Source organism: Cohnella sp. GCM10012308 (assembly GCF_042649185.1).
GTDB lineage: Bacteria > Bacillota > Bacilli > Paenibacillales > Paenibacillaceae > Cohnella.
The window spans coordinates 18,917-41,234 of record NZ_JBHRYU010000044.1 but is presented as its reverse complement, the minus strand read 5'-3'; the positions used below and the strand labels follow the sequence as shown (position 1 = coordinate 41,234).

Genomic DNA, 22,318 nt, shown 5'->3' with positions numbered 1-22,318 from the left:
GAAAGTTTAAGGATTGCTTAAGATTGCTTAAACCGATAATAAATCCGTTCCGAGTTCCGGGCGGTCCTAAGCGATTCTAAAGCGTTGGATTCGCGGCGGGCGCGCGCTGTATAATAAGGAGGTTGGCGCTGGCTTGACGCGTTCAGGCCGCGCCCCGAATCCAATCGCTATCGGAGGTTTGCCGCTCCATGAACAACTTTGAATTGTACAATCCCACGAAGCTGGTGTTCGGTAAGGATACGGTCTCGAAGCTGGGATCGTTGGTCGAGCCGTACGGGAAGAAAATCCTGCTCGTCTACGGCGGCGGCAGCATCAAGAAGTCGGGGCTATACGACCGCGTGCTGTCCGAACTTGCGGCGATCGGCGCGACCGTGCACGAGCTGGCGGGCGTCGAGCCCAATCCGCGCCTGTCCACGGTACATAAAGGCGTCGACATCGCGCGTACCGAGGGAATCGAGTTCATTCTGGCCGTCGGCGGCGGCAGCGTCATCGACGCGGCCAAGGCGGTGGCGGCGGGCGCAAAATATGCGGGCGATCCGTGGGACTTCACGGTCGGCAAGGCCAGGATCGAGGACGCGCTGCCGCTCGGCACGGTGCTGACGCTGGCGGCGACGGGCTCCGAGATGAACGGCAATGCCGTCATCTCCAACTGGGAGACCAAGCAGAAGCGCGGACTGGGGAGCAAGCTGGTCTATCCCCGCTTTTCCATCCTGGATCCGCAGCTGACTTACTCGGTGCCGCGCGACCAGACCGTGAACGGGATCGTCGATATTATGTCGCACGTGTTCGAGCAATACTTCACGCTGACTGACGGCGTGCCGCTTCAATCGCGCTTCGCTGAATCCGTGCTGCTGACGGTCATCGAGAACGGCGAAAAGGCGCTGGACAACGGCGAAGATTACGAGTCGCGAGCCAATCTGCTGCTGGCAGGCACATACGCGCTGAACGGCACGCTGCCTAACGGCGTCGTCACCGACTGGGCGACCCACGGCATCGAGCACGAGGTCAGCGCCATTTACGACATCGCGCACGGCGCGGGTCTCGCGATCATTTTCCCGAACTGGATGAAGTACGTGTATGAGGCCAAACCCGAGCGGTTCGCGCAATACGCCGAGCGCGTATGGGGGATCGATCCGGCCGGCAAGTCTGCAGAAGAGCTCGCGCTAGCGGGCATTCAGGCGACCCGCGATTACTTCACGCGCATCGGCGCGCCGGCTACGCTCGGCGAACTCGGCATCGGCTCCGAGCAGTTGGACCGCATGGCGGACGAAGCCGTTCAATTCGGACCGATCGGCTCCTTCAAGAAGCTCGAGAAGGCGGACGTGAAACGAATTCTCGAGATGAGTCTGTAGGAGGCCGCGGCATGGCGTTGAAGTGGGACGGACATACGCATACGAAATTTTGTTATCACGGCAGTTCTGCGGAATCCGACGCGTACCTGGACCGTGCGATCGAGCTTGGCTTTGCCAGATATACGCTGAGCGAGCATCCGCCGCTGCCGGACCGGTACGTGGACGATCCGAAGCTGATGGCGGAGCTCGCGATGCCCGAGCGCGAGCTGCCCGAATACATGGCGTACGCCGCCGCGGTCAAGGCGCGCTACGCCGATCGCATCGAGGTTGCCGTCGGTCTCGAGATGGACTACCTGCCCGACATGACGGATTATTCCGACAGGCTGCTCGCGCCTTGGCTGGGCGAGCTGGAGGATATCGTCGTGTCCGTGCACTATTTGCCGGGCAAGGGCGGCATGCGCTGCATCGACTTTACGCCCGCAGACTTCGCCGACGCGTTCCTGGGTCATTACGGCTCGATGGACAACGTCGTGGAAGCCTACTTCGATGCGGTAGAAGGGGCGATCGCCTGGGCGTCGACGCTGCCCAAGTCGATCCGCAGGCGCATCGGCCACGTCAACCTGATCCGCAAGTTCCAGCGCGAGCTGCCCCCGATGAACGAGGAGCGGGCGCGGGTGCGGCTTGAGGCGCTGCTGCCGAAGCTCAAGGCGGCCGGTCTCGGACTTGACGTTAACGTGGCGGGCTTCCGCAAACCGACCTGCGGCGAAGCGTACGTGCCGGAATGGCTCATCGCGCGCTGCATCGCCGAGGGGATCGACCTGGTATACGGCTCGGATACGCACAAGCCGGCCGAAGTCGGCGCGGACTGGGATTGGTTCGAGCGAGCCGTTGCCCAGGGCGGCGCACGTTGAGCAAGCTGGGAAGTAGAAGAAGACGCGAATCCACGTGGATTGCGTCTTTTTTTCATATCGGTTAAAACGTATAAATTTGGCGGCGGTTCGTGGGCAGGTCAGCGCACATTTGGCATTGCGGGGCTTTTCGGTGGCTTGCGACCCTCGAAACCTGCATATATACATGTATTTTATGCCGGCCAACGGTACCCTGATGAAATACCTGCAAATGCGCAGGTAAATTCAGCACGCAAGCCGGAAATTCGACCGATGGCGTAAAATAACTGCGTTTTTGCATCTAACCTGTTTAAAAGGACCGACTCCGGCCGAAAAAGATGTATATTTGCAGGCATTGGGGCAAAGGAACCGCGCTTGTGACGACTGGGCCCATTGGCACGGCTGACGGATAAATCCTTGACAGGCATGAGCCATTGACAGGCGTTCCGTAAGAATGAACGGTATCGCTATGTCGCGTAAAAGTCCAGGTCGTGTTATCCTCGGCTTGGGTAATCTAGACCTCCCGCAACGGCAAAAAGCTAGCTTGGTCGGCGGCTGCGCTAGCCGGCGCGGTCGCGGGGTGCCTGGCTATATTGGCCGCTGGACTATTCGCTGACGGGCGCATCGGCTGCCTCGCTGCCGGCTTCAATCCGCGTAATATCGATTTTCGGCCGAACGTCATGATCAAGCTCGTCGTCTCGGTAAGCGACGGCGTTGCCGCATCCGGTTTTTCTTTTGAGTCCGATGCGCTTGACTTGCGGGCTGCTTTGCATAAGGGAGACAACGTTTTTCTTCTGAAAAACCCGAAGCCGGGCACATTCAAATTCCATGCCGGAAGTCACGCGGGAACGTTTGCCGTAGGATCCGGGACGGACGAGCCTGGCATCGACGGTTGAACTGAAGGCCGGGAATGGATTATGATGGTTCCAAATCCCGGACGGAGTGTTGCGCATGAACCCAGAGACAGGCGGCGACCGACTGGCCCGCATGATCGACACGGCGAAGATGTATTATGAGTTGAATTACAGCCAGCAGGAGATCGCCGAGCGGCTCGGCATCTCGCGGCCGACTGTGTCCCGCTTTTTGCAGCAGGCGAAGGACGAGGGTTACGTCCGCATCCAGATCGTCGATCCGCGCGAGAGCAACGATTCGCTGGCGGTAGGGCTGGAGCGCAAGTTCAAGCTTCGCAAGGCGGTCATCGTGCCCGTGCCTCAATACGAGGATAATGTCGTTAAAAAGTACATCGGCGAAGCGGCCGCCGCGTATTTGCACGAAACGCTGGAGGACGGCGACACGATCGGCGTCACCTGGGGCACGACGCTCTACGAGGTCGCTTGCCGGCTGCGGGACCGGCAGCTCAAGGACGTGCGGGTCGTGCAGCTTAACGGCGGCGTCAGCCATTCGGAGACGAACACGTATGCTTACGAGATCGTCCAGCTGTTCGGCAAGGCTTTTCACACGGTGCCGTACTTTATCCATCTGCCCGCCATCGTCGATCATGCGATCGTACGCCACACGATCGAGGCGGACCGGCACATCGGCCGCATCCTGGCGCTGGGCAAGCAAGCGAATATCGCCGTCATCACCGTAGGGGCGCCGACCGACGATTCGGTGCTGATCAAGGCGAATTACTTTTCGGGGAACGATCTGGACGTAATCAGGGAACGGGGAGCCGGAGACCTGTGTTCCCGTTACATCGATCGCGAAGGCTATCTCTGCTCGGAGGAGTTGAACCAGCGGACGATCGGGATCGAGCTCGAGGATCTGAGGCACAAGGAGCGCTCGGTTCTCGTCGCGGGCGGACGCAAAAAAGCGGAGGGCATTTACGGCGCTTTGCGAGGCGAATACGCCAACGTGCTGATTACGGATCAGTATACGGCTCAATACTTGTTAGAGAGATAACTTGAAGGAGATGGACTGACATGACGACGAACCGGACGAACCGGACAAACTGGACGAACCCATCCCCCGATTCGCTGGCCGCCTATATCGACCATACCGCGCTCAAGCCGGAAACGAGCCGCGACGATATCGTTCGACTGTGCGAGGAAGCGAAGCAGCACCGGTTTGCGACCGTTTGCGTGAACCCCTATTGGGTCAAGACGGCGGCCGGCTTGCTTGCCGGATCCGGCGTAGGGATCACCACGGTCATCGGCTTTCCGTTGGGAGCGACCAGCACGTTCGCGAAAGTGGCGGAAGCCCGGGACGCGATCGCCGCGGGCGCGACCGAGATCGACATGGTGCTCAATGTTGGCGCGCTGAAGTCCGGGCTACACGAGGAAGTCGAGAAAGACATCGCGCGCGTAGCCGAGGCTTGCGAAGACGCGGCGGTGCTTAAGGTCATTCTTGAGACGGGCCTGCTGACCGACGAGGAAAAGGTCAAGGCGTGCGAGCTGTGCGTCGCGGCGGGCGCGGACTTCGTCAAGACGTCGACGGGCTTCGGACCGGGCGGCGCGACGGCGGACGATATTGCCTTGATGCGGCGCACCGTAGGACCGGATCTCGGGGTGAAGGCGTCCGGCGGCGTTCGCGATGCCAGGACGGCGCGCGCGATGATCGAGGCCGGCGCCACGCGCATCGGCGCGAGCGCCAGCGTCGCGATCGTATCGGGCGGCACGGGCGAAGGATACTGAGAAAGAGGCGTGAGGAGATAATCGGATCGAATCCGCCGAACTTTAGGATGGGGCACGGAATCACCGCTACGGGGCGGAGATTCCGTGTTTTTTTGTTTCCATTTTCCTTTTTGAATGGTAAAATTGTATGAGAACACCAGTTCTTATTTTGATTCTGGGCTGCATCCGTGTGTTCGATTCGATTCGGAAAAGGGGATGGACGGGATGCGGCAAACGGTTATACTGAAGGAAGAGAAGGAAGTTTATTCGCCTCGGACCTATGTGGATTTAAAGGCTGATTTTGCGTTCAAGCGTATGTTCGGACAACCGGACGGCGAAGCTGTGCTGGTCGCATTTTTGAATGCGCTGCTGGGCGAGAATACGGAGTCGAAGATCACCTCGGCGAGCATCTTGAATACGGATCTCGAGCGGGAGCACGAAGCGGACAAGAAGGCGGTGCTGGATTTGCTGGCGCGGACAGATCGCGGCGATCTGGCCCACGTCGAGATTCAAGTAACGGGCAATCCGCATCTGGCAAAGCGTCAGCTTTACTACTGGAGCCGAATCTACGCCAAACAGATGGAAAAAGGAAGGCCGTATTCGGATTTGCGCCGCACGATATCCATTCTGATTTCGAACGTAGACGTGCTGCCTCAGACCGAACGATATCACAGCTTGTTCGGACTTTACGAAAAGCAGGAGCATTTCCCGCTCACCGACGTAATCGAGCTGCATGTCATCGAACTGCAGAAGCTGCTTCGACGGGCCGCAAAAAGCGAAGCGGATCCATGGACCGAACCGGAGATACGATGGCTGCTGCTGCTCGGCGCGGTGCAAGGCGGAGAAGTGCAGTCGAAACTGCTGGAGGAATTGGAGGCGATCGCGATGAGCGGGGATACGGAGTTGATGGAAGCATTTGGGCGATGGGAAGACATGAGCCGCGACCCGAAGGTATGGGCCAAGTACGAGATGTGGCACAAGGCAATGATGGATGACGCAGCCTACAAGGCGGAGATGGAGCTGCTGTTAGCAGCGCAGGCGAGATGGAAATCGGAAACCGAGAGCTTGAAATCGGAAACCGAGAGCTTGAAATCGGAAACCGAGAGCTTGAAATCGGAAACCGAGAACTTGAAATCGGAAAAGGAACAAATGCATGCCCGGTTGCTAGAAACTGGCCGAACGCTGCTGCTTAACGGCATGGATGCAGCGGAGGTTGCGCAATTGACAGGCTTGTCGCTGGACGAGCTGGAAGCATAATTCGTCATGATCGTTTGTTATAGCATCATTCGAAAGGCTGCTCAGGCAGCCTTTTTGCTGTGCTGTGCCAGCGGCTATTTCTCTATATCAACCACGCATATCCGTTGCCGGACACAGGACCCGTTATTCGGCGAATTTATCGACTTACACGAAGCTCATCGGACCGTACCTCCGCTAATAAGCTCCAAACGACCGCAAACGCCCCCATTTAACACAAATAGCGTCGCCTCTGTCCGCAATGACCGCCTTATGCCCGCTTTCGACGCAAATAGCGGCTCTTCGGTCCACTGGCAACCAGCAAGGGGAAACTTACCTGATAGCGGCTCTTCGTTACTCTTCGTTCCGCCTCTAACCTCGCCCCCAAGCATAGACGTCCAGCCAAGCCACCATATACAATGGCATCAGGCCTTCTTCATGTGCGTTATTACGCAAATCGTGCGCCGTCCCACGGAGTTCTCGCAAACGCATACACGGGGACGAGGCCGATCCGCCATACTGGAGGAGCCGACTGACGACGGGGGGGCCCGCATTGAAGCTTCATCTGACAAATCCGCTGACGAGAATGAAGGTCAAGCAGCAGCTGATTCTGCTGTTTCTGCTGCTGGTCAGTCCCGTATTCGCGCTGAACTGGTATGCCAATGCGAGGGCCGAGGACATTCTCAAGCAGCATGTGACGAGCGCGTACGCGGAGTTGAACAAGCAGAATCTGGCGCTCATGAACCGCGATATGGACACGGTCAGCCGCGTGATGACGACGCTGATCCAGCATTCGCTCATTCAATCGCTGAACCCGATGAGCAGCGAGACCGCTGACCGGGTGCGGCAGTACGCCGACGCCGACAAGCTGCTCTCTTCCTATTCGATGGGGATGAACGGCGGCGAGGCCGTCTATTATTACTTATACGCCTACGATCCGAGCAACCGGTACGAATTCGCGCCCACGCCCTCCTCCAAGTTCAAGGCGGTGGGCGGCGTATACTTTTATAACGATAAGCAGAAGCCCGAATGGATCGACGAAATTCTGAGCAAGCGCGGCAAAGGCTATCTTCGCATCATGAACGATCTGGGTTCTTCCTCCAGGCCCGATACGCTCGCTTACGTGCGTGCCGTATACAGTACGAGCCAGGGCAATCAAGTCGTGGGCGTGCTGGTCGCCACGAACATCAACCGCAAGCTGGTCGAGTCGATGCGGACGGTCTCGCTGCCCGATAAGGGCGAGATTTACCTGACCGACTACGAAGACAGAGTGCTGGCGTCATCGGCCGGCCCCATCGGCGATCGGCTCGAGCTTCCGGCGGAGTTGCGTACGGGGGAAGATGTCGAGGGGCAGTCCAACGTCATTACGGACGGCTATATTTACGTGCAGAGCTATCAATATTTGACGCAGCAGAAGCTGATCTACAAGATCCCGACGCGCTCGCTGCTTCAGCAGCAGAACGAGCTGAAGTTTGTCATCCAGCTGATTTCCATCGTCTACTTCGTCTTTTGCATCGTCGTCATGGCGTATTTCTGGCGTTCTCTGCTGACCCCGCTTCAGCGTCTCGCCGTATTCACGCGGTCGTACGTGCCGGGGAAAAAGGTGCCTGCGCAGGCGGCGATCGATCGCAACGACGAGGTGGGGGTGCTCATGCACTCGGTTTACGGGATGGCAGGAAGGCTCAACTCGCTCATCGAGGACCGTTACCTGATGGAGATCAAGCAGAAGGAGTCGCAGCTGCAGCTGCTCTACCAGCAGATCAATCCGCACCTGCTTTACAATACGCTGGAGAGCATTTACTGGAAAAGCACGCTCGAGGGGCAATCCGAGTCCGGCGAGATGATCAAGGAGCTGGCGCAATTGATGCGGATCGGGCTGAGCCGCGGACGCGACCTGATCACGCTCGAGGAGGAGCTGGCGCACGCAAAGGCGTATACGAGCCTGCAGCAGAAGCGCTACGAGTACGGTTTTTCCGTAACCTGGGAGATCGACGAGCGGACGCTAGCCAATCCGATCCCGAAAATCGTCATTCAGCCGTTGATCGAAAACGCAATTCTCCATGGGGTGCGTTATATGGGCGAGGATGGAGAAATCAGGGTCATTGCGAGGCTGACCGAAGATCGCGTGGAGATCAGCGTTGAGGACAATGGCTATAAGGAAACCGACTACGAGGCGATCGGACGTATGCTCGAAGACGATAATGGGAGGGAGGGGGCTGGCTACGGCATCCGCAATGTGCAGCAGCGCATTCGCTTGCAGTTCGGCGCCGACTACGGCTTGACTTACGGGCCCCGCAAGGGCGGGGGGACGGTCGCGCGCATCGTGCTGCCGGTCCAGCACGAACAATAAAGGGGGACTCATGATGTACAACATATTGATCGTCGACGACGAACCGCTCATCTGCAAAGGTCTCGGCAACCTGCTGCAATCGTCGGGATTGAACATCAAGGAAATTTTCACGGCGGGCAGCGGTCACGAGGCGCTCGATTATTTGCGGATGGAAGATATCGATCTTCTGGTAACGGACATCCAGATGGGCGCGATGAACGGCATCGAGCTCATGCACCAGGCCAAGATCATCAAGCCATGGGTGCAGGCGATCGTCATTTCCGCGCACGAGACGTTTCAGTACGCGCAGCTTGCGATCAAGCTGGGCGCCAAAGATTACATCATCAAGCCGATTAAAAGCGAGCAATTCCTCGACTCCGTGCGCGAGGTGCTGCTTCATATGGATAAGCCGGCGCCGGCGGAGAGCGATTTGCTATCCCAGCTGCGCGAGCACTTTCGGATGGAGACGCCGGGTCAGCCGCGCACGGATCGCTTGAACGCCGTCTTGTCAGGCGCCGCGGACGTGCCCGAAGAAGCGGAACTGGGCGCGCTGGAGCTCACGGGTCCCTACTTCGCCGTCGTAAAGGTCAAGCTGGATCCCGACCGCGAGCAATCCGGCCACCGCTACGGCGAGGGCGACGAAGTGCTGCTTCAATATGCCGCGCTTAATATCGTGAACGAGCTGCTGGGCAAAGACTGGCGCTACGACGCCTTTTATACGCCGGGCCTAGAGGTCACCGTGTTGATCCAATGGGACGACGAGAGCTTCGGCGACTCCAGCGTCGACAAGATCAACCAGCTCGAGCTGATCGGACGCAGCCTGCACCACAACATTTCCAAGTATCTGAACCTGTCCTGCGTCGTCGGCATCAGCCAGATTCTCAAGGGAGCCGCCTTCCTGCCCGCGCTCGGCGAACAGGCCCGCAAGGCGATTTTGTGGAACCGCGAGCACAAGGACCATCACGTGTTTTACTACGGGGATTTCAAGTGGAGTCTGTTCGGCAAGGAGCCGACAGAGGAAGAGTGGACGGAGCAGAACAATCAGATCGTGGAAAAAGCGATGGCTTACATACAGCAAAATTTTGCGCAAAAAGGGCTGACGCTTCATGAGGTGGCACAGCGGAATCACGTCAGTCCGAACTATTTAAGCTACCTGTTCAAGAAAAACACCGGCTTCAACCTCTGGGAGTATGTCATCAAGCTCCGGATGGAGGAAAGCAAGCGTCTGCTGCAGCAGACCGATCTGCGCCGCTACGAGATCGCCGAGCGGGTGGGCTACGAATCGCCGGAACATTTTAGCAAAATATTCAAGAAATACTACGGAATCTCGCCGAGCGAGCTGAAGAAGTAAGATCACTCACGATCGCAATAGATACGCACATATTCAGCGGGAAGCCCTTTTTCTACAATAGGGAGGAGGCACACAAAGAAAGAGGGAGACCGTATGAATCAGACAACCGCCGTAGCCAGTCCGCTTGGCGCGGAAGCGACCAAGCCGCGGGGCCGATGGAGGAAGCACTTCTGGGGCTATGCCTTCGTGCTGCCGGCCGTCGTGATTTTCCTGCTGTTCCTTTGGCTGCCGATCGTCAAGGGGATCGTGTTCAGCTTCTACCACATCGACTTCGTGAAGGGCAATTCCTACGTCGGACTCGACAATTACAAGCTGATCTTCAAGGACCCGGACGTCGGGACCGCCGTGAAGAACACCTTGTACTATATGTTTTTGTGTATCGTCATCGGATTTTGGGTGCCGATCCTGTTCGCCATCTCGATCTCCGAGCTGAGGCGCTTCCAGGGCTTCGCGCGCATCGCGGCCTACCTGCCTTACGTCGTGCCGGTCGTCGTGCTCTACGGCTTGTGGCGCTGGCTGTACGATCCGGTCGGCCCGTTCAACGCGGCGCTCGAGAAGCTCGGCATTACCCCGATCAGCTTTATGACCGACAAGAGCTGGTCGATGATCTCGATTGTCATCATGGAGACGTGGCAGCAGTTCGGATCCGCGATGCTCATCTATCTTGCAGCCATCCTCAGCATTCCCCGAGACTGGTACGAGGCTGCCGAGATCGACGGAGCGGGCGTCTGGCGGCGCATCTGGCATATCACGCTGCCGGCGATCCGCAACCAGATCGGCCTGCTGCTCCTGCTGCAGCTGATCGGCACCTCCCAGGGCTACCAGTCCCAGCTCGCCATGCTCGACGGAGGTCCGAACAACGCCACGCTGACCTATGCGCTCTACATCGTCAAGTATGCGTTCAACAGCTTTAATTACGGCGTCGCTTCCGCCCTCGGGGTACTTATGTTCCTTGTCCTCGGCGTGCTGGCCGTCATCCAGCACCGGCTGTCCGCCAGAGGAGGGAATGCGGCATGAAAAACGTCGAGCGCGGCATCGTCTCCAGCTACGATATGAAAAAGCCGCTGAACAAAGCGGTTTACATCCTGATGTGCGTCGTCGTGGCGATCATGTGCGTCAGCATGCTGTATCCGATCGCGACGGCCTTGTTCAACGGACTCAAGGCTAACGTCGAAGTGAACTCATTTCCGCCGCATTTCCTGCCGCAAGAATGGCATTTCGACAATTACAAGAAGGGCTGGAGCTTTATCGACCTCCCGCTTTATTTGAGAAATACGATGCTCATCTTCGTCGGCAACATGGTCGTCACGGTCGTCGTCATCGGCTTCGCGGCGTTCAGCCTGTCGCGGCTGGATTGGCCGTACCGAAAGGCCGTCTACTACTTCTTCCTGGCGACGCTGTTCATCCCGCCGACGACGTACATCATTCCTAACTTCATCAACCTGCGCGATCTTCACTTGATGAACACGTTTTGGGCATTCTGGCTGCCCGCCGGCGCCAATGCTTTTTACCTGCTGCTGCTCAAAAGCTTTTTCGACGGCATCAACCAGGAGCTGTTCGAGGCGTTCCGCGTCGACGGCGCATCAGAGCCCCGCGTCTTCTGGCAGCTGGCCTTCCCGCTGTCCGTGCCGATCTTCGCGACGCTGGCCATCTTCGTTTTCGCCACGTCCTGGAACGACTGGTTCTGGCCGAGCATGGTCATGGGGGGAGAGCATTACCCGCTCGCGACCGCGATCAAGAAGTTCGTCATCGACGCGCGGCGGCTCGACCTGAACATCCGATTCGCCATCCTGACGATGATTATGATTCCGCCGATCGTGATCTTCCTGGTCTTCCAGCGCTTCATCGTGCGCGGTCTGCATCTGGGCGGGGTCAAAGGGTAACTGGCTGACAGGTACCGGGTTAACGAGTCGAAAAGGATGCGTTTATACGGAAAGTGTGCGGTTCTACGGTTCTGGAATGTGCGATATTACGCAACTCGCCGGATCGTAAACCTGCACACGATCGAAGTAGGAATGCACATCGCCCTGATGCAAACGCCTCCATTATGATGAGCGTGTAACCATTTTATACCTATCGAAAAGGGGAGTTACCATGCGCAAGACTTCAATAACCCTGGCCACGCTGGCCGCCTCGGCACTGCTGCTGTCCGCCTGCGGCGGCAATAACAACAACAATGCTTCAAGTTCCTCGTCCGCCGCGCCGGCTTCTTCCTCGGCCGCGCCGTCGGCCGACGCCAGCGGCACCGCGAGCGCCGCGCCAGCCGACGACCTTACGCAAAAGAAAGTGACGATCAGCATCTACTATCCGACGCCGGACCTCGTGGAGAAGCGCGCGCTCGAAGACGACAAGATCAAGCGTTTCAACGAAGTGTACCCGAACGTCACGATCGTCAAGAGCGACTGGCAGTACAACCCCAACGAGATCGGCATGAAAATGGGAGCGGGCGAAGCGCCGACGCTGTTCAACACGTACGCTACGGAGGGCAAATTCCTGGCCGAGAAGGGCTGGGCGGCGGACATTACGGACCTGTTCAACGCCTATCAGTATAAGGACCAGATGAACCCGATCCTGCAGGATCAGTTCATTCTCGGCGACAAAGTATACGGCATCGCGCAGCAGGGCTACGTGACCGGCACCGTCGTCAACAAAAAGCTGCTCGACGACAAGGGCGTGGCCGTCCCGTCCTACGACTGGACATGGGATGACATGCTGAAGACGGCGCAGGCCGTCGCCGATCCGGCCAAGGGCATCGCGGGAATCGCGCCGATGGGCAAGGGCAACGAGGCCGGCTGGAACTGGACCAACTTCCTGTTCGAAGCGGGCGGCGAGATCCAGAACGTCGCGGACGGCAAGGTCACTTCGGCGTTCAATAGCGACGCTGGCGTCAAAGCGATGGACTTCTACAACAAGCTGGCATGGGAAGCCAAGGCGATTCCGAAGGATTGGGCGCTCGGATGGGGCGACGCCGTAGGCGCGTTCGCGCAAGGACGCTCGGCCATGGTCATCGCCGGTCCGGACGGTCCCGTCGACCAGGCGCTGAACCAAGGCGGCATGAAGCCGGAAGACGTGCTCGTGTACCCGATGCCGGCAGCCCAAGCAGGCGGCAAGCACACCGGCGTACTCGGCGGAGACTTCCTCGTCATCAACCCGAACGCCACCAAGGACGAGCAGGCGATCGCGTTCCAATACGCCGTGTTCGACTACTTCTCCGACAAGGGTCTCGCTTCCGCCGAAGAGAACATCCAGGCGCGCAAGAAGGACAACAAGTACTTCATACCGCCGGTCATCCAGTACTTCAAGGACGACTCCGAGTACGGCAAGAAGGTCCGCGACGTATACGCCAAGTACGACAACGTCTACCAATACAACGCCGACTCCCAGGCGCTGCTCGACGGCAAGCCGGAAGCGCAGTACAACACGCAGGACTACTACGCGACGATGACCAACGTCATCCAGGAAGTGTTCTCCAAGAAAGGCACCGACGTCAAAGGCCAACTCGACGCCGCTGCCAAGACGATGCAATCCAAGTTCTACGACGCCATTAAAGCTGAATAGTCAATGAGACAACACGCCGCGCGGGCAGATGCCCGCGCGGTGTTTTCTTGCAGCTACTCAAAATACGGCTTTACCGTGAGTGGCAGAAGTAATCTCGGCTAGGAACAAATGAATAAGCTCGTTCCGGCGCTCTCCCGCCGAAGTCTCGGTCAGGAACAAACAAGCTAGCGCGCACCGGCGCTCCGTCGCTGAAGTCTCGATCAGGAACAAACTAGCTAGCTCGTTCCGGTGCTTCGCCGCGGAAGTCTCGGTCAGGAACAAACAAGCTAGCTCACGCCCGGGCTTCGCCGCGGAAGTCTCGGTCAGGAACAAACAAGCTAGCTCGCGCCCGGGCTTCGCTGCAGAAGTCTCGGTCAGGAACAAACTAGCAAGGTCGCACCGGCGCTCTCCCGCCGAAGTCTCGGTTAGGAACAATCCTGCTAGCTCGCAACAGCTCTTCGCCGCGGAAGTCTTGGTCAGAAACAAACTTGCTAGCTCGCAACAGCGCTTCGCCGCGGAAGTCTCGGTCAGGAACAAACAAGCTAGCTCGCGCCCAGGCTTCGCTGCAGAAGTCTCGGTCAGGAACAAACAAGCTAGCTCGTGCCGACGCTCTCCCGCCGAAGTCTCGGTCAGCAACAAACCACCCATCTTGCGCCGTAATACCCGTCTTTGAAGTTCTAGTTAGGAACAAACTAACTAGCTCGCGCCGGCGCTTCGCCGTCGAAGTCTCGGTTAGGAAAAAAATAACCTGCTACGACGTTGTCCCACCAGTCGAATTTCTGGTCAAATCTGATTTTTATACAATCGCGGCAGCACAGCGTAACTTGTTATCCGCCCGCTGGGCGAGCGGTTTGATTTAATGAGTCCTTTGGCGTCCAATGCTTGCAATCCTATAAAGGCTGCTTGATGGCCTATTTTGAGCGCGGACATGACCTCACTGATTTTGATCGTGCTTCTCTGCTTGCCGCACCAGTGCAGAATGGCACGTTCATGCAGGCTTATTTCCGCAGGAGGTGCTCCAGCGTTGCCGTATCCCCAAGTCGCCATCGCTATTAATAATGTTTGCTGACAGCGTTTAGGTCTCTCCAACATATCGTCTCTACTAAATCGAAGAATGTGCCAGCCGTCGATGAGGAGGAGATTTTGCCGTTCAAGATTATCCGCGAACCGATATCGGTTAACATCTCTGTAATGAGTTCCGTAAGCGTCTGATTCCACGAACATTCCCCTATATGCGCCAGGCGGTACGTAGGCATTGTCAACGAATCGAATGATTCCGTTGTAGTCAGACACTTCGTATTCGGGATGAATATAATCGAGATTGCCCACGGCCGGCCACCATACGCTCTCAAGCGCCAACTTTTCATTGTATCTGTTGATGTCCTTCAATCTCCTTTTTCTCTCGCCTTTGCTGTTACGAATTGCTCTTGCCATCATTTCTTGGTAAGCCGCCTCGAACAAACGATCTGCCATAATTAATGCCTCCCTCGGTAACAAAATAAAAAAGCCGCCCGTCCGAATGTATTCGGAGCAGACGGCCTGTGCTTCAGGCTGACAATTTGATTGCTGATGTTCTTAGCTTACATGACTTTTCCGGAGTAGGCAAGATAAGGATTTTAATCGAGGCTTGGCGTGCAAAAGGATGAAGTCGTTTTTGTTGCTGTCCGGAACATCTGCAGTTGAGAGGAGCGGCGGGATGCCGAATTAGTTAGTTTCTAACCGAGACTTCTGCGACAGAGAGGCATGGAGAGCGTGCTGGTTAGTTCCTGACCGAGACTTATGAGGCTGATTACGCGGCAAAGAGTCGAGTTAGTTTCTAACCGAGACTTCTACGACAGAGAGGCATGGAGAGCGTGCTGGTTAGTTCCTGACCGAGACTTATGAGGCAGATTACGCGGCAAAGAGTCGAGTTAGTTTCTAACCGAGACTTCTACGACAGAGAGATACGGAGAGCGGTCTGGTTAGTTCTTTTCCGGGACTTCTGCGGTTGTATGGCAGCGTGCCGCAAGCGCACAAGGGATCAGCAGGAAAGTAAGTATGTTCAATCTCTCAATTCCGTAATCCTGCGCATACATTGCGTAGCCCCGCTTATTACGCTCCCGCACGGCGTTTGCTATCATGGAGCAATCTTAATAGGCAGAGGTGTCGCAGCGCATGTTGACTAGCGAAGAGATTCATCCCGATCATCAGGGTCCGGGCAAGGATCCGTTTAAGCACTCGCTCAGCCGGATCGGGCGACTGACCGGTGCCGCGCGGTTGGAAGACGGCGGCGTCATGCTTTACGGCGATAACGCGAATCTGGCGATCGTCCCCGTGACGGCGGGCATTTTAAGGCTCAAAGTCTTTTTCGGCGAAAACGCGCCGGATCTCGGCACGACGCCCGCCATCTTACCGTTAACCAGATCTGGAGAAATCGTATTATCCGAAGACGAGGACACATATACGATCGCTTCGCCGGGCCTGCGGGCGGTCGCCGTCAAGTCTCCTTTCGGCTTCAAAATTTATGACGGCCGCGGCGAGCAGCTGGCCAACCTGCTCGGCATCGAATGGAACGAGAAGCGAGCGCAGACGGCATTGCTTGCGATGGACGAACAATCTCACTTTTACGGCCTTGGCGAGAAGACGGGCTTCCTCGATAAAAAGGGCGAGCGCTACGAGATGTGGAACAGCGACGTATACGCGCCGCATGTGCCGGATATCGAGGCGCTTTATCAGTCGATCCCGTGGAGCATCCATTTCCGATATGGCCGTCCTGCTTATGGCGTGCTGCTCGACAACCCGGGCCGCACCGCCTTCGACATGCGTACCCGCGCGGATCGCTATCAGATCTCGGCGGAGAAGGGCGCGCTGGACCTCTATATCGTTCAGGGACCGACGCTCAAGGACGTCGTCCGCAAGCTATCGGAGCTCACCGGGCGCACGCCGCTGCCGCCGAAGTGGTCGATCGGCTATCAGCAGTCCCGCTACAGCTACATGAGCCAGGATGAAGTGCTGCAGGTGGCAAGGACCTTCAGGAAAAAGAGGATTCCCTGCGACGTGTTGTACCTGGACATTCATTATATGGACGAATACCGCGTGTTCAGCTGGGATCCTGTGGCGTTCCCCCGTCCGCTGGAGATGATGCGGGAGCTTGAGGCGCTCGGCTTCCAGCTTGTCCCGATCGTCGATCCGGGCGTGAAGAAGGACCCCTCGTATCCCGTATATCAACAGGGCATCCGCAATGGTTACTTTTGCCGCAAGCTCGAGGGCGAGATTTTTATCGGTCCGGTGTGGCCGGGGCCGAGCGCGTTTCCGGACTTCACGGACGACGGCGCAGCAGCCTGGTGGGGCGATCTTCACGTTCATTACACGAGCCACGGCATCAAAGGCATCTGGAACGATATGAACGAGCCGTCCGTCTTCAACGAGTCCAAAACGATGGATCTCGACGTCGTTCACGCCAACAACGGCGATCCCAGGACGCACGGCGAGCTGCACAATTTGTACGGCATGCTGATGTCGAAGGCGACGCAGGAAGGCATGAAGCGTCACCTTAACAGCGAGCGGCCTTTTGTGCTGACGCGCGCGGGCTACGCGGGCATTCAGCGATATGCGACCGTGTGGACTGGCGACAACCGGGCTTACTGGGAGCACCTCGCGATGAGCATTTCGATGGTGCTCAATCTGGGCTTGTCCGGCGTCGCGTTCGCGGGACCGGATATCGGCGGCTTCTCGCACCATACGACGGGCGAGCTGCTGGCGCGCTGGACGCAGGTCGGCGCGTTCACCCCGTTCTGCCGCAATCACAGCGCCATCGATACGATCCGGCAGGAGCCCTGGTTGTTCGGAGAAAAGGTGGAAGACATCTGCCGCAGCTATATCGGTCTCCGGTATCGGCTCATGCCGACGTTGTACGCATTGTTCTACGAGACCTCCGTATCGGGCTTGCCGATCGTGCGGCCGCTGCTTATGGAGTATCCGGACGACGAGACCGTCTACAACCTGTGCGACCAGTTCCTATTCGGTCCGGACCTGCTAATCGCGCCGATTCTGCGACCAGGTACGTTCTCGCGCGCGGTTTATCTGCCGGCCGGCATCTGGTACGACTATTGGACGGGCGAGCGCCATGAGGGCGGGCGCTGGATTCTCGCTGCCGCACCGCTTGCGACGATGCCGATGTACGTCCGCGCAGGCGGGATCCTTGCAGAGCAGCCGCTTGCGATGTATGCGGACGACGCCGCTGCGCAATCGGAGCCGCTCACGCTGACCGTATATGCAGGAAGAGACGGCCAATTTCGTCTGTACGAAGACGACGGAAAGACTTACGCATACGAGCAAGGGGCTTATCGGCTTCGCGAGTTCAACTGGTCGGAGCAAAAAGACACGGGCACCACGCTGCGCTGCGAGCTAGCGCACGACGGCTTGCCGCTCGTCCGCGAGGCGGAGGAGACAGGGACGGCCGAGGCTTCGCAGACACTCCGGATCGTCGTGCGGCAGATGGCTTCGGCGCCTACGGAGGCGATGGCTTCGGGCGCCTCGCTACTCGAATGGACCTACGACGCCGAAGCCCGGCAGCTTCACGCTGTCGTCGAAGGCGCGACGGGCAGCTTTAATCTGCGGTTCTTCTAAAGAAACGTGGATTCGGACAATTTGACTGGCGACACGTTCGCTCGGTCCTACGAATACGCGTTACAGAACAGGCGGTCTCCGGCATTCAAGTCGGAGACCGTTTTCCGTAAGCTCGAGGGTCTCCGGCGAAGCGCGCATCTGCTGCCCCCGCGTAGCTCGCTTAGCCATTCAGGTAACGATGGCAAAGACACGCAGCCACAACTTGCAATATATACAATCGACGATCTGCGAGGGCATGAACCGAATACTGACGCGTTCCGAGGTGATGCGCAACATCCTCGGTTTCGGTTATCTTATGAAGGGAATGCAAACACAAGGCGATGTGATATAATATATAATGTAAAATTTATATTGTAGAGAGCGGGACAAGAATGAACAATATAACGAAGCAGTCTTTTTTGGAAAAGAAGAGCATGAGCCAAGATCTAGCTACGCTCCTTAAGCAGCAAATTTTGAACGGAGAGCTTAATCCGGGAGACAGAATCGTCGAAACGAAGGTCGCCAAGGAACTGGGCATCAGTCAAACGCCGGTCCGCGAGGCCGTGCGGCTGCTATCGGGAGAGGGCATCATCAACATCGTTCCGAACCGGGGACCGATCGTAAAGGACATGGAAGAAAAGGATATTTTTGAAATTTATTCGCTTCGCGCTTCCCTGGAGGGTTTGGCGATGCGGCTGACGACGTTAAACGTGACCCAAGAGCAGCTCCGGCTTCTTGTCGATTTGTACGACGAGATGGGCGAAAAGCTAAACGATCCGGAAGTAGACTCGTTGCTGAAGGAATCGTTAAACCTCCACCAAAGCATCATTCAATTCTCGCGCCATTCCAGACTGATCCAAATTTACGATTCGATTTCTTTCCAGATCGAACTGGCCAACCGAATCATCGGGATGAAGTCGACGAAGCAAAAGGAATACGACGAGCATAAAGAGCTGATCGACGCGCTCCAAAAAGGGGATCCGGACGAGGCGGAAAAGGTAATGAGAAGGCATATTCACCGTTCCTTCAAAGAGTGCATCCAAACGCTGCAGAACAACGGTTCCGCAGATCGTACGAACACTTTGGAATTGTGGCCAGAAGAAAAAATGGATGGATAAAGCAGGGGCTTGTAGCGGCAAGTTTTTTGGCTTGTCGCTTCGCTGTTTTCGTGTTTATGTAAGCGATTCCAGAAATTCTAGAGAATTCGTTTAAATAGTTGACAGATACATATTAAATATTATATATAATTTATTATGTTTTAAACTTAACGAATGGAGGATGTTGGGTCAGGGATCGATCGCGCAGGCTCAACTCCGCGCAGGAAGGGTTTTCCGTTGCGGAAGTCGTGCAGGCGGCCGAATTCTACTATTTGCTGGCTTGCAGTTACAAGATCGAACAAGAGGAGAGCATGCGACGATGAAGAAAGAAATCATACGTACCGACAAAGCGCCGAAGCCCAGCGGCTCTTATTCGCAGGCCGTCAAGCTGGGCGACATGGTGTACGTAGCGGGCACATGTCCGTTCGATCTCGTTACCGGGAAAGTGCTGTTTCCCGGAGACATGGCGCGGCAAACGCAAATCGTGCTCGAATATATGGAACAAATTCTGTTGGCGGCGGGCACTTCGATGGAGCATGTCGTCAAAGTGACTTCCTTCATTGACGAGTTGAGCGACTTTGCGGCATATAACGAAGTTTACGCGCGGTTTTTCCAAGCGGATCCGCCCGCGCGCAGCACGGTCGAAATCGTTAAGTTTCCTCCCGGCATGCGCGTCGAGATCGAATGCATCGCCTATATCCCGTCATGATCCAAGTCGATGAAGGCATCTATCTGGTCGGCAGCGGCAAATACGGTTTTCGGCTCAGTGATCCGATGGATTGCAACGTCTACTTGCTGGACGGGGGAAACGGCAAATACGCGATGGTCGATGCCGGCGGAGGTTTGGAGCCCGGGCGGATCGCGGCGAATATCGAGCGCTTGGGCGTCTCGCCGACGCAAATCCAGGTGCTGCTGCTCACGCACGGCCATGGCGACCATGCGGCCGGCGCCGCTTATTTTCAACGGAAATACGGCATACAGGTGATGGCTTCCAAGGAAATCCTGCCCTGGATCGAACGCGGAGACCGGGAGAAGACGAGCATCGACGCAGCGGTCAGGGCGGGCGTATATCCGGCGGATTATGAATTTCCGCCTTGTCCGGTAGCCAAAGGCTTGCGGGAGAACGACGAGATCGCGATCGGCGATCTCGTGCTGAAGGCGATCGATACGCCGGGTCATGCGCGCGGGCATCTTTCCTTTCTGCTCGAACGGGACGGAAGGAAGCTGTTGTTCGGAGGCGACTCGGTATTCGCGGGCGGCAAGGTCGTCATTCAAAACGTCTGGGACTGCGTCATTTCCGAATACGCGGCAACGGTGGAAAAGCTGCACGGTCTCCGTATCGACAGTTTGTTCCCCGGGCATGGCGTCATCTTGCTGACAGAAGCATGGAGAGCCGTCGCCGAGGCGCAAGCCTGCTTCGGGCGGCTCGACGTACCGCCGAATTTATAGCGAGGAGAGGAAGAACCGGATGGAAAAAGTGAGAGTGGGGATTCTCGGTTTGGGCCGATGGGGCATGTGCCATCTGGAAGCGTTTAGCTCGCTCGGAACGGCGGAAGTCGTCGCGATATGCGACAGCTCCCCGGAACGCTTGGAGCAAGCCGGAAAGGTTTATGGAATTGCGAACATATACCAGAATGCCGATGACCTGATCCGGCGCGATGATATCGATCTTGTCAGCGTCGTCACCTTTGAAAGCCAGCATCTTGAACCAACTGTGAAAGCGTTGAAGTCGGGCAAACATGTCATCGTGGAAAAGCCGGTAACGACACGGCCGGACGAGGCGAGGGCGATGCAGGAAGCGGCCGCCGCGAGCGGCAAGCTGCTGTTCCCGGGGCACCTGCTCCGGTTCGATCCGCGCTATGCCGCGATCAAGGAAGCCTTGCAGTCCGAACAGGTCGGCGCGCCGGTGAGCATGTACATGAAGCGTTCGCGGGAGCAATTTTTGTTCCAGACGTTTCAGCGCGTGCACACCGTCTTCGAGTTAATGATCCACGATATCGATCTGGCGATCTGGTACGCCGGATGCCGGGTCAGAAGCGTGAAGGCTTACGGAAGATCCGTCCGCCATCCCGGCGTCGCCGCTCCGGAAGTGCTGTGGGCGAACCTCGAATTCGAGAACGGGACGCTGGCCGTGCTGAATAGCAGCTGGACGACGCCAGACCAGGCGGGCGTCGAGATCGCGGACGCGATCGAAGTGACCGGACGGAGCGGGACCGCCCGTTTCGAGACGAGCGACGGGGGATTGCAGTTCTGGAACGGCGCGGGAAGACTGACGCCCGATACGGACATTCATGCCAGGCTGCATGGGCAATCGGTAGGCTGCCTGCGGGAGCAGCTGACGTATATATGCCGCTGTATCGGACGGGGCGAAGAGCCAGCCGTCATTTCTTTTAGCGATGCCGTTCATGGCGTCGAAGTCGCGGACGCGATCGTTGCCTCCTGCAAGTCGGGGCGAGAAGTGTCGCTAGGCGATTCCGTCGTTCATGAATAATAGAGAAGGGGGTGCAGGCGAAAAATGAAGCTGATGACGTATGCGACAGATGAAGGATTGAGGCTGGGCGTCCGCACGGGGGACGGCGTGGCGGCCATTCCCGCGACGGGCGACTGGCCGCGGACGATGGAGGCGCTGATCGCCGGCGGCGAACAGGTCGTCGGACGGATCGAGGCGCATGTGCGCGGCGCGGTCGAGACAGGCGCCATCCTGCGCGAAGAAGACCTGACGTTCGGCCCTTGCGTGCCGAATCCGGGGAAAATCATTTGCGTCGGGTTGAATTATCGCGAGCATGCCGCGGAATCGAACATGAGCATCCCCGAATTCCCCGTGCTGTTCAACAAATTCAACAATGCCGTCGCCGCCCATGGACAGACGATTCCATTGCCCGCATACGTAAAAGAAGGCGATTACGAAGTCGAGCTGGCTATCGTAATCGGCCGGACGGCGAGCGCCGTTTCCAAAGACGAGGCGCTGGATTATGTGTTCGGGTACTGCATCGCCAACGACCTGTCGTCCAGAGATTTGCAGTTCAGGACGAATCAATGGCTGCTCGGCAAAAGCCTGGACCATTTCTGTCCGATCGGCCCCTACCTGGTGACGGCCGACGAGGCGGGGAATCCGAATGATCTCGAACTGAGCTGCAGCATGAACGGCGAAGTCCGGCAGCGTTCCAATACTTCGGACATGATCTTTTATTGCGACGAGCTGGTCAGTTACATTAGCGAATACATGACGCTTAGCCCGGGCGACATCATTCTTACGGGAACGCCCCAAGGCGTCATTTTCGGCTACCCGCCGGAGAAGCGCGAGTGGCTGAAGGACGGGGACGAGCTCGTGCTTGCGATCGACAAGCTGGGCAGGCTGGAAAATCGGATGCGCGCCAAAACGGGGGAGTGAGG

Annotated in this window: 18 protein-coding genes; 17 read left to right on the top strand and 1 reads right to left on the bottom strand. The window is 57.4% G+C overall.

Annotated elements, in window-relative coordinates; genetic code table 11:
* The first annotated feature begins 188 nt into the window (after window positions 1-188).
* The 11 genes from ACFOTD_RS31125 (at window position 189) to ACFOTD_RS31075 (ending at window position 13,262) form a co-directional block, all read left to right on the top strand.
* Window positions 189-1,352, top strand: a complete 1,164-nt coding sequence (locus tag ACFOTD_RS31125) for an iron-containing alcohol dehydrogenase (RefSeq protein WP_378123843.1) — start codon at window positions 189-191, stop codon at window positions 1,350-1,352.
* A gap of 11 nt (window positions 1,353-1,363) precedes the next feature.
* Window positions 1,364-2,203, top strand: coding sequence for a histidinol-phosphatase HisJ (hisJ, locus tag ACFOTD_RS31120; protein ID WP_378123841.1), 840 nt, complete (start codon window positions 1,364-1,366; stop codon window positions 2,201-2,203).
* Window positions 2,204-2,772: 569 nt separating this feature from the next.
* On the top strand, window positions 2,773-3,075 hold the full coding sequence (locus ACFOTD_RS31115; protein WP_378123840.1) for a cupredoxin domain-containing protein: 303 nt from the start codon (window positions 2,773-2,775) through the stop codon (window positions 3,073-3,075).
* A gap of 55 nt (window positions 3,076-3,130) precedes the next feature.
* Window positions 3,131-4,081 (top strand): DNA-binding transcriptional repressor DeoR, encoded by a 951-nt coding sequence (locus ACFOTD_RS31110; protein WP_378123839.1) that lies wholly within the window; start codon window positions 3,131-3,133, stop codon window positions 4,079-4,081.
* Window positions 4,082-4,101: 20 nt separating this feature from the next.
* Window positions 4,102-4,812, top strand: a complete 711-nt coding sequence (gene deoC, locus ACFOTD_RS31105; RefSeq protein WP_378123838.1) for a deoxyribose-phosphate aldolase — start codon at window positions 4,102-4,104, stop codon at window positions 4,810-4,812.
* Between the two features lie 204 nt (window positions 4,813-5,016).
* Complete coding sequence (locus ACFOTD_RS31100) at window positions 5,017-6,048, top strand: Rpn family recombination-promoting nuclease/putative transposase (protein ID WP_378123837.1); 1,032 nt, start codon at window positions 5,017-5,019, stop codon at window positions 6,046-6,048.
* 529 nt (window positions 6,049-6,577) lie between these two features.
* Window positions 6,578-8,374 carry a sensor histidine kinase gene (locus ACFOTD_RS31095; RefSeq protein WP_378123835.1) on the top strand — a complete coding sequence of 599 codons (1,797 nt, stop codon included), beginning with the start codon at window positions 6,578-6,580 and terminating at the stop codon, window positions 8,372-8,374.
* A gap of 13 nt (window positions 8,375-8,387) precedes the next feature.
* A complete protein-coding gene (locus tag ACFOTD_RS31090) occupies window positions 8,388-9,704 on the top strand; it encodes a response regulator (protein ID WP_378123834.1) in 1,317 nt (438 codons plus the stop codon).
* 93 nt (window positions 9,705-9,797) lie between these two features.
* A complete protein-coding gene (locus ACFOTD_RS31085) occupies window positions 9,798-10,721 on the top strand; it encodes a carbohydrate ABC transporter permease (RefSeq protein ID WP_378123833.1) in 924 nt (307 codons plus the stop codon).
* Window positions 10,718-11,587 (top strand): carbohydrate ABC transporter permease, encoded by an 870-nt coding sequence (locus tag ACFOTD_RS31080; RefSeq protein ID WP_378123831.1) that lies wholly within the window; start codon window positions 10,718-10,720, stop codon window positions 11,585-11,587. Before ACFOTD_RS31085 ends, ACFOTD_RS31080 begins: the two co-directional genes overlap by 4 nt.
* A gap of 211 nt (window positions 11,588-11,798) precedes the next feature.
* Window positions 11,799-13,262, top strand: a complete 1,464-nt coding sequence (locus tag ACFOTD_RS31075) for an ABC transporter substrate-binding protein (protein WP_378123830.1) — start codon at window positions 11,799-11,801, stop codon at window positions 13,260-13,262.
* A 762-nt stretch (window positions 13,263-14,024) separates the two neighbouring features.
* On the opposite strand, the gene ACFOTD_RS31070 is transcribed toward ACFOTD_RS31075, so the two are convergent.
* Complete coding sequence (locus ACFOTD_RS31070) at window positions 14,025-14,714, bottom strand: hypothetical protein (protein WP_378123829.1); 690 nt, start codon at window positions 14,712-14,714, stop codon at window positions 14,025-14,027.
* A 681-nt stretch (window positions 14,715-15,395) separates the two neighbouring features.
* On the opposite strand from ACFOTD_RS31070, the gene ACFOTD_RS31065 reads away from it, so the two are divergent.
* The 6 genes from ACFOTD_RS31065 to ACFOTD_RS31040 all read left to right on the top strand — a co-directional run bounded on the left by ACFOTD_RS31065 (window position 15,396) and on the right by ACFOTD_RS31040 (window position 22,316).
* A complete protein-coding gene (locus tag ACFOTD_RS31065; protein ID WP_378123828.1) occupies window positions 15,396-17,849 on the top strand; it encodes a glycoside hydrolase family 31 protein in 2,454 nt (817 codons plus the stop codon).
* Window positions 17,850-18,262: 413 nt separating this feature from the next.
* Window positions 18,263-18,946: a GntR family transcriptional regulator gene (locus ACFOTD_RS31060; RefSeq protein ID WP_378123827.1), complete on the top strand. Its 684-nt coding sequence runs from the start codon at window positions 18,263-18,265 to the stop codon at window positions 18,944-18,946.
* A gap of 298 nt (window positions 18,947-19,244) precedes the next feature.
* Window positions 19,245-19,634 carry a RidA family protein gene (locus ACFOTD_RS31055; protein WP_378123826.1) on the top strand — a complete coding sequence of 130 codons (390 nt, stop codon included), beginning with the start codon at window positions 19,245-19,247 and terminating at the stop codon, window positions 19,632-19,634.
* On the top strand, window positions 19,610-20,374 hold the full coding sequence (locus ACFOTD_RS31050; protein WP_378123825.1) for an MBL fold metallo-hydrolase: 765 nt from the start codon (window positions 19,610-19,612) through the stop codon (window positions 20,372-20,374). Before ACFOTD_RS31055 ends, ACFOTD_RS31050 begins: the two co-directional genes overlap by 25 nt.
* A gap of 19 nt (window positions 20,375-20,393) precedes the next feature.
* Window positions 20,394-21,416 carry a Gfo/Idh/MocA family protein gene (locus ACFOTD_RS31045; RefSeq protein ID WP_378123824.1) on the top strand — a complete coding sequence of 341 codons (1,023 nt, stop codon included), beginning with the start codon at window positions 20,394-20,396 and terminating at the stop codon, window positions 21,414-21,416.
* A 24-nt stretch (window positions 21,417-21,440) separates the two neighbouring features.
* On the top strand, window positions 21,441-22,316 hold the full coding sequence (locus ACFOTD_RS31040) for a fumarylacetoacetate hydrolase family protein (protein WP_378123823.1): 876 nt from the start codon (window positions 21,441-21,443) through the stop codon (window positions 22,314-22,316).
* Window positions 22,317-22,318 lie beyond the last annotated feature (2 nt).

Excerpts from the sequence above, each read along its gene's own strand:
- ACFOTD_RS31080 (WP_378123831.1), top strand. The coding sequence starts at position 10,718 with ATGAAAAACGTCGAGCGCGGCATCGTCTCCAGCTACGATATGAAAAAG.
- ACFOTD_RS31065 (WP_378123828.1), top strand. The coding sequence starts at position 15,396 with ATGTTGACTAGCGAAGAGATTCATCCCGATCATCAGGGTCCGGGCAAG.
- ACFOTD_RS31110 (WP_378123839.1), top strand. The coding sequence starts at position 3,131 with ATGAACCCAGAGACAGGCGGCGACCGACTGGCCCGCATGATCGACACG.
- ACFOTD_RS31090 (WP_378123834.1), top strand. The coding sequence starts at position 8,388 with ATGTACAACATATTGATCGTCGACGACGAACCGCTCATCTGCAAAGGT.
- ACFOTD_RS31085 (WP_378123833.1), top strand. The coding sequence starts at position 9,798 with ATGAATCAGACAACCGCCGTAGCCAGTCCGCTTGGCGCGGAAGCGACC.
- ACFOTD_RS31125 (WP_378123843.1), top strand. The coding sequence starts at position 189 with ATGAACAACTTTGAATTGTACAATCCCACGAAGCTGGTGTTCGGTAAG.
- ACFOTD_RS31060 (WP_378123827.1), top strand. The coding sequence starts at position 18,263 with ATGAGCCAAGATCTAGCTACGCTCCTTAAGCAGCAAATTTTGAACGGA.
- deoC (WP_378123838.1), top strand. The coding sequence starts at position 4,102 with ATGACGACGAACCGGACGAACCGGACAAACTGGACGAACCCATCCCCC.
- ACFOTD_RS31100 (WP_378123837.1), top strand. The coding sequence starts at position 5,017 with ATGCGGCAAACGGTTATACTGAAGGAAGAGAAGGAAGTTTATTCGCCT.
- ACFOTD_RS31055 (WP_378123826.1), top strand. The coding sequence starts at position 19,245 with ATGAAGAAAGAAATCATACGTACCGACAAAGCGCCGAAGCCCAGCGGC.
- ACFOTD_RS31040 (WP_378123823.1), top strand. The coding sequence starts at position 21,441 with ATGAAGCTGATGACGTATGCGACAGATGAAGGATTGAGGCTGGGCGTC.
- ACFOTD_RS31050 (WP_378123825.1), top strand. The coding sequence starts at position 19,610 with ATGCATCGCCTATATCCCGTCATGATCCAAGTCGATGAAGGCATCTAT.
- hisJ (WP_378123841.1), top strand. The coding sequence starts at position 1,364 with ATGGCGTTGAAGTGGGACGGACATACGCATACGAAATTTTGTTATCAC.
- ACFOTD_RS31075 (WP_378123830.1), top strand. The coding sequence starts at position 11,799 with ATGCGCAAGACTTCAATAACCCTGGCCACGCTGGCCGCCTCGGCACTG.
- ACFOTD_RS31070 (WP_378123829.1), bottom strand. The coding sequence starts at position 14,714 with ATGGCAGATCGTTTGTTCGAGGCGGCTTACCAAGAAATGATGGCAAGA.
- ACFOTD_RS31045 (WP_378123824.1), top strand. The coding sequence starts at position 20,394 with ATGGAAAAAGTGAGAGTGGGGATTCTCGGTTTGGGCCGATGGGGCATG.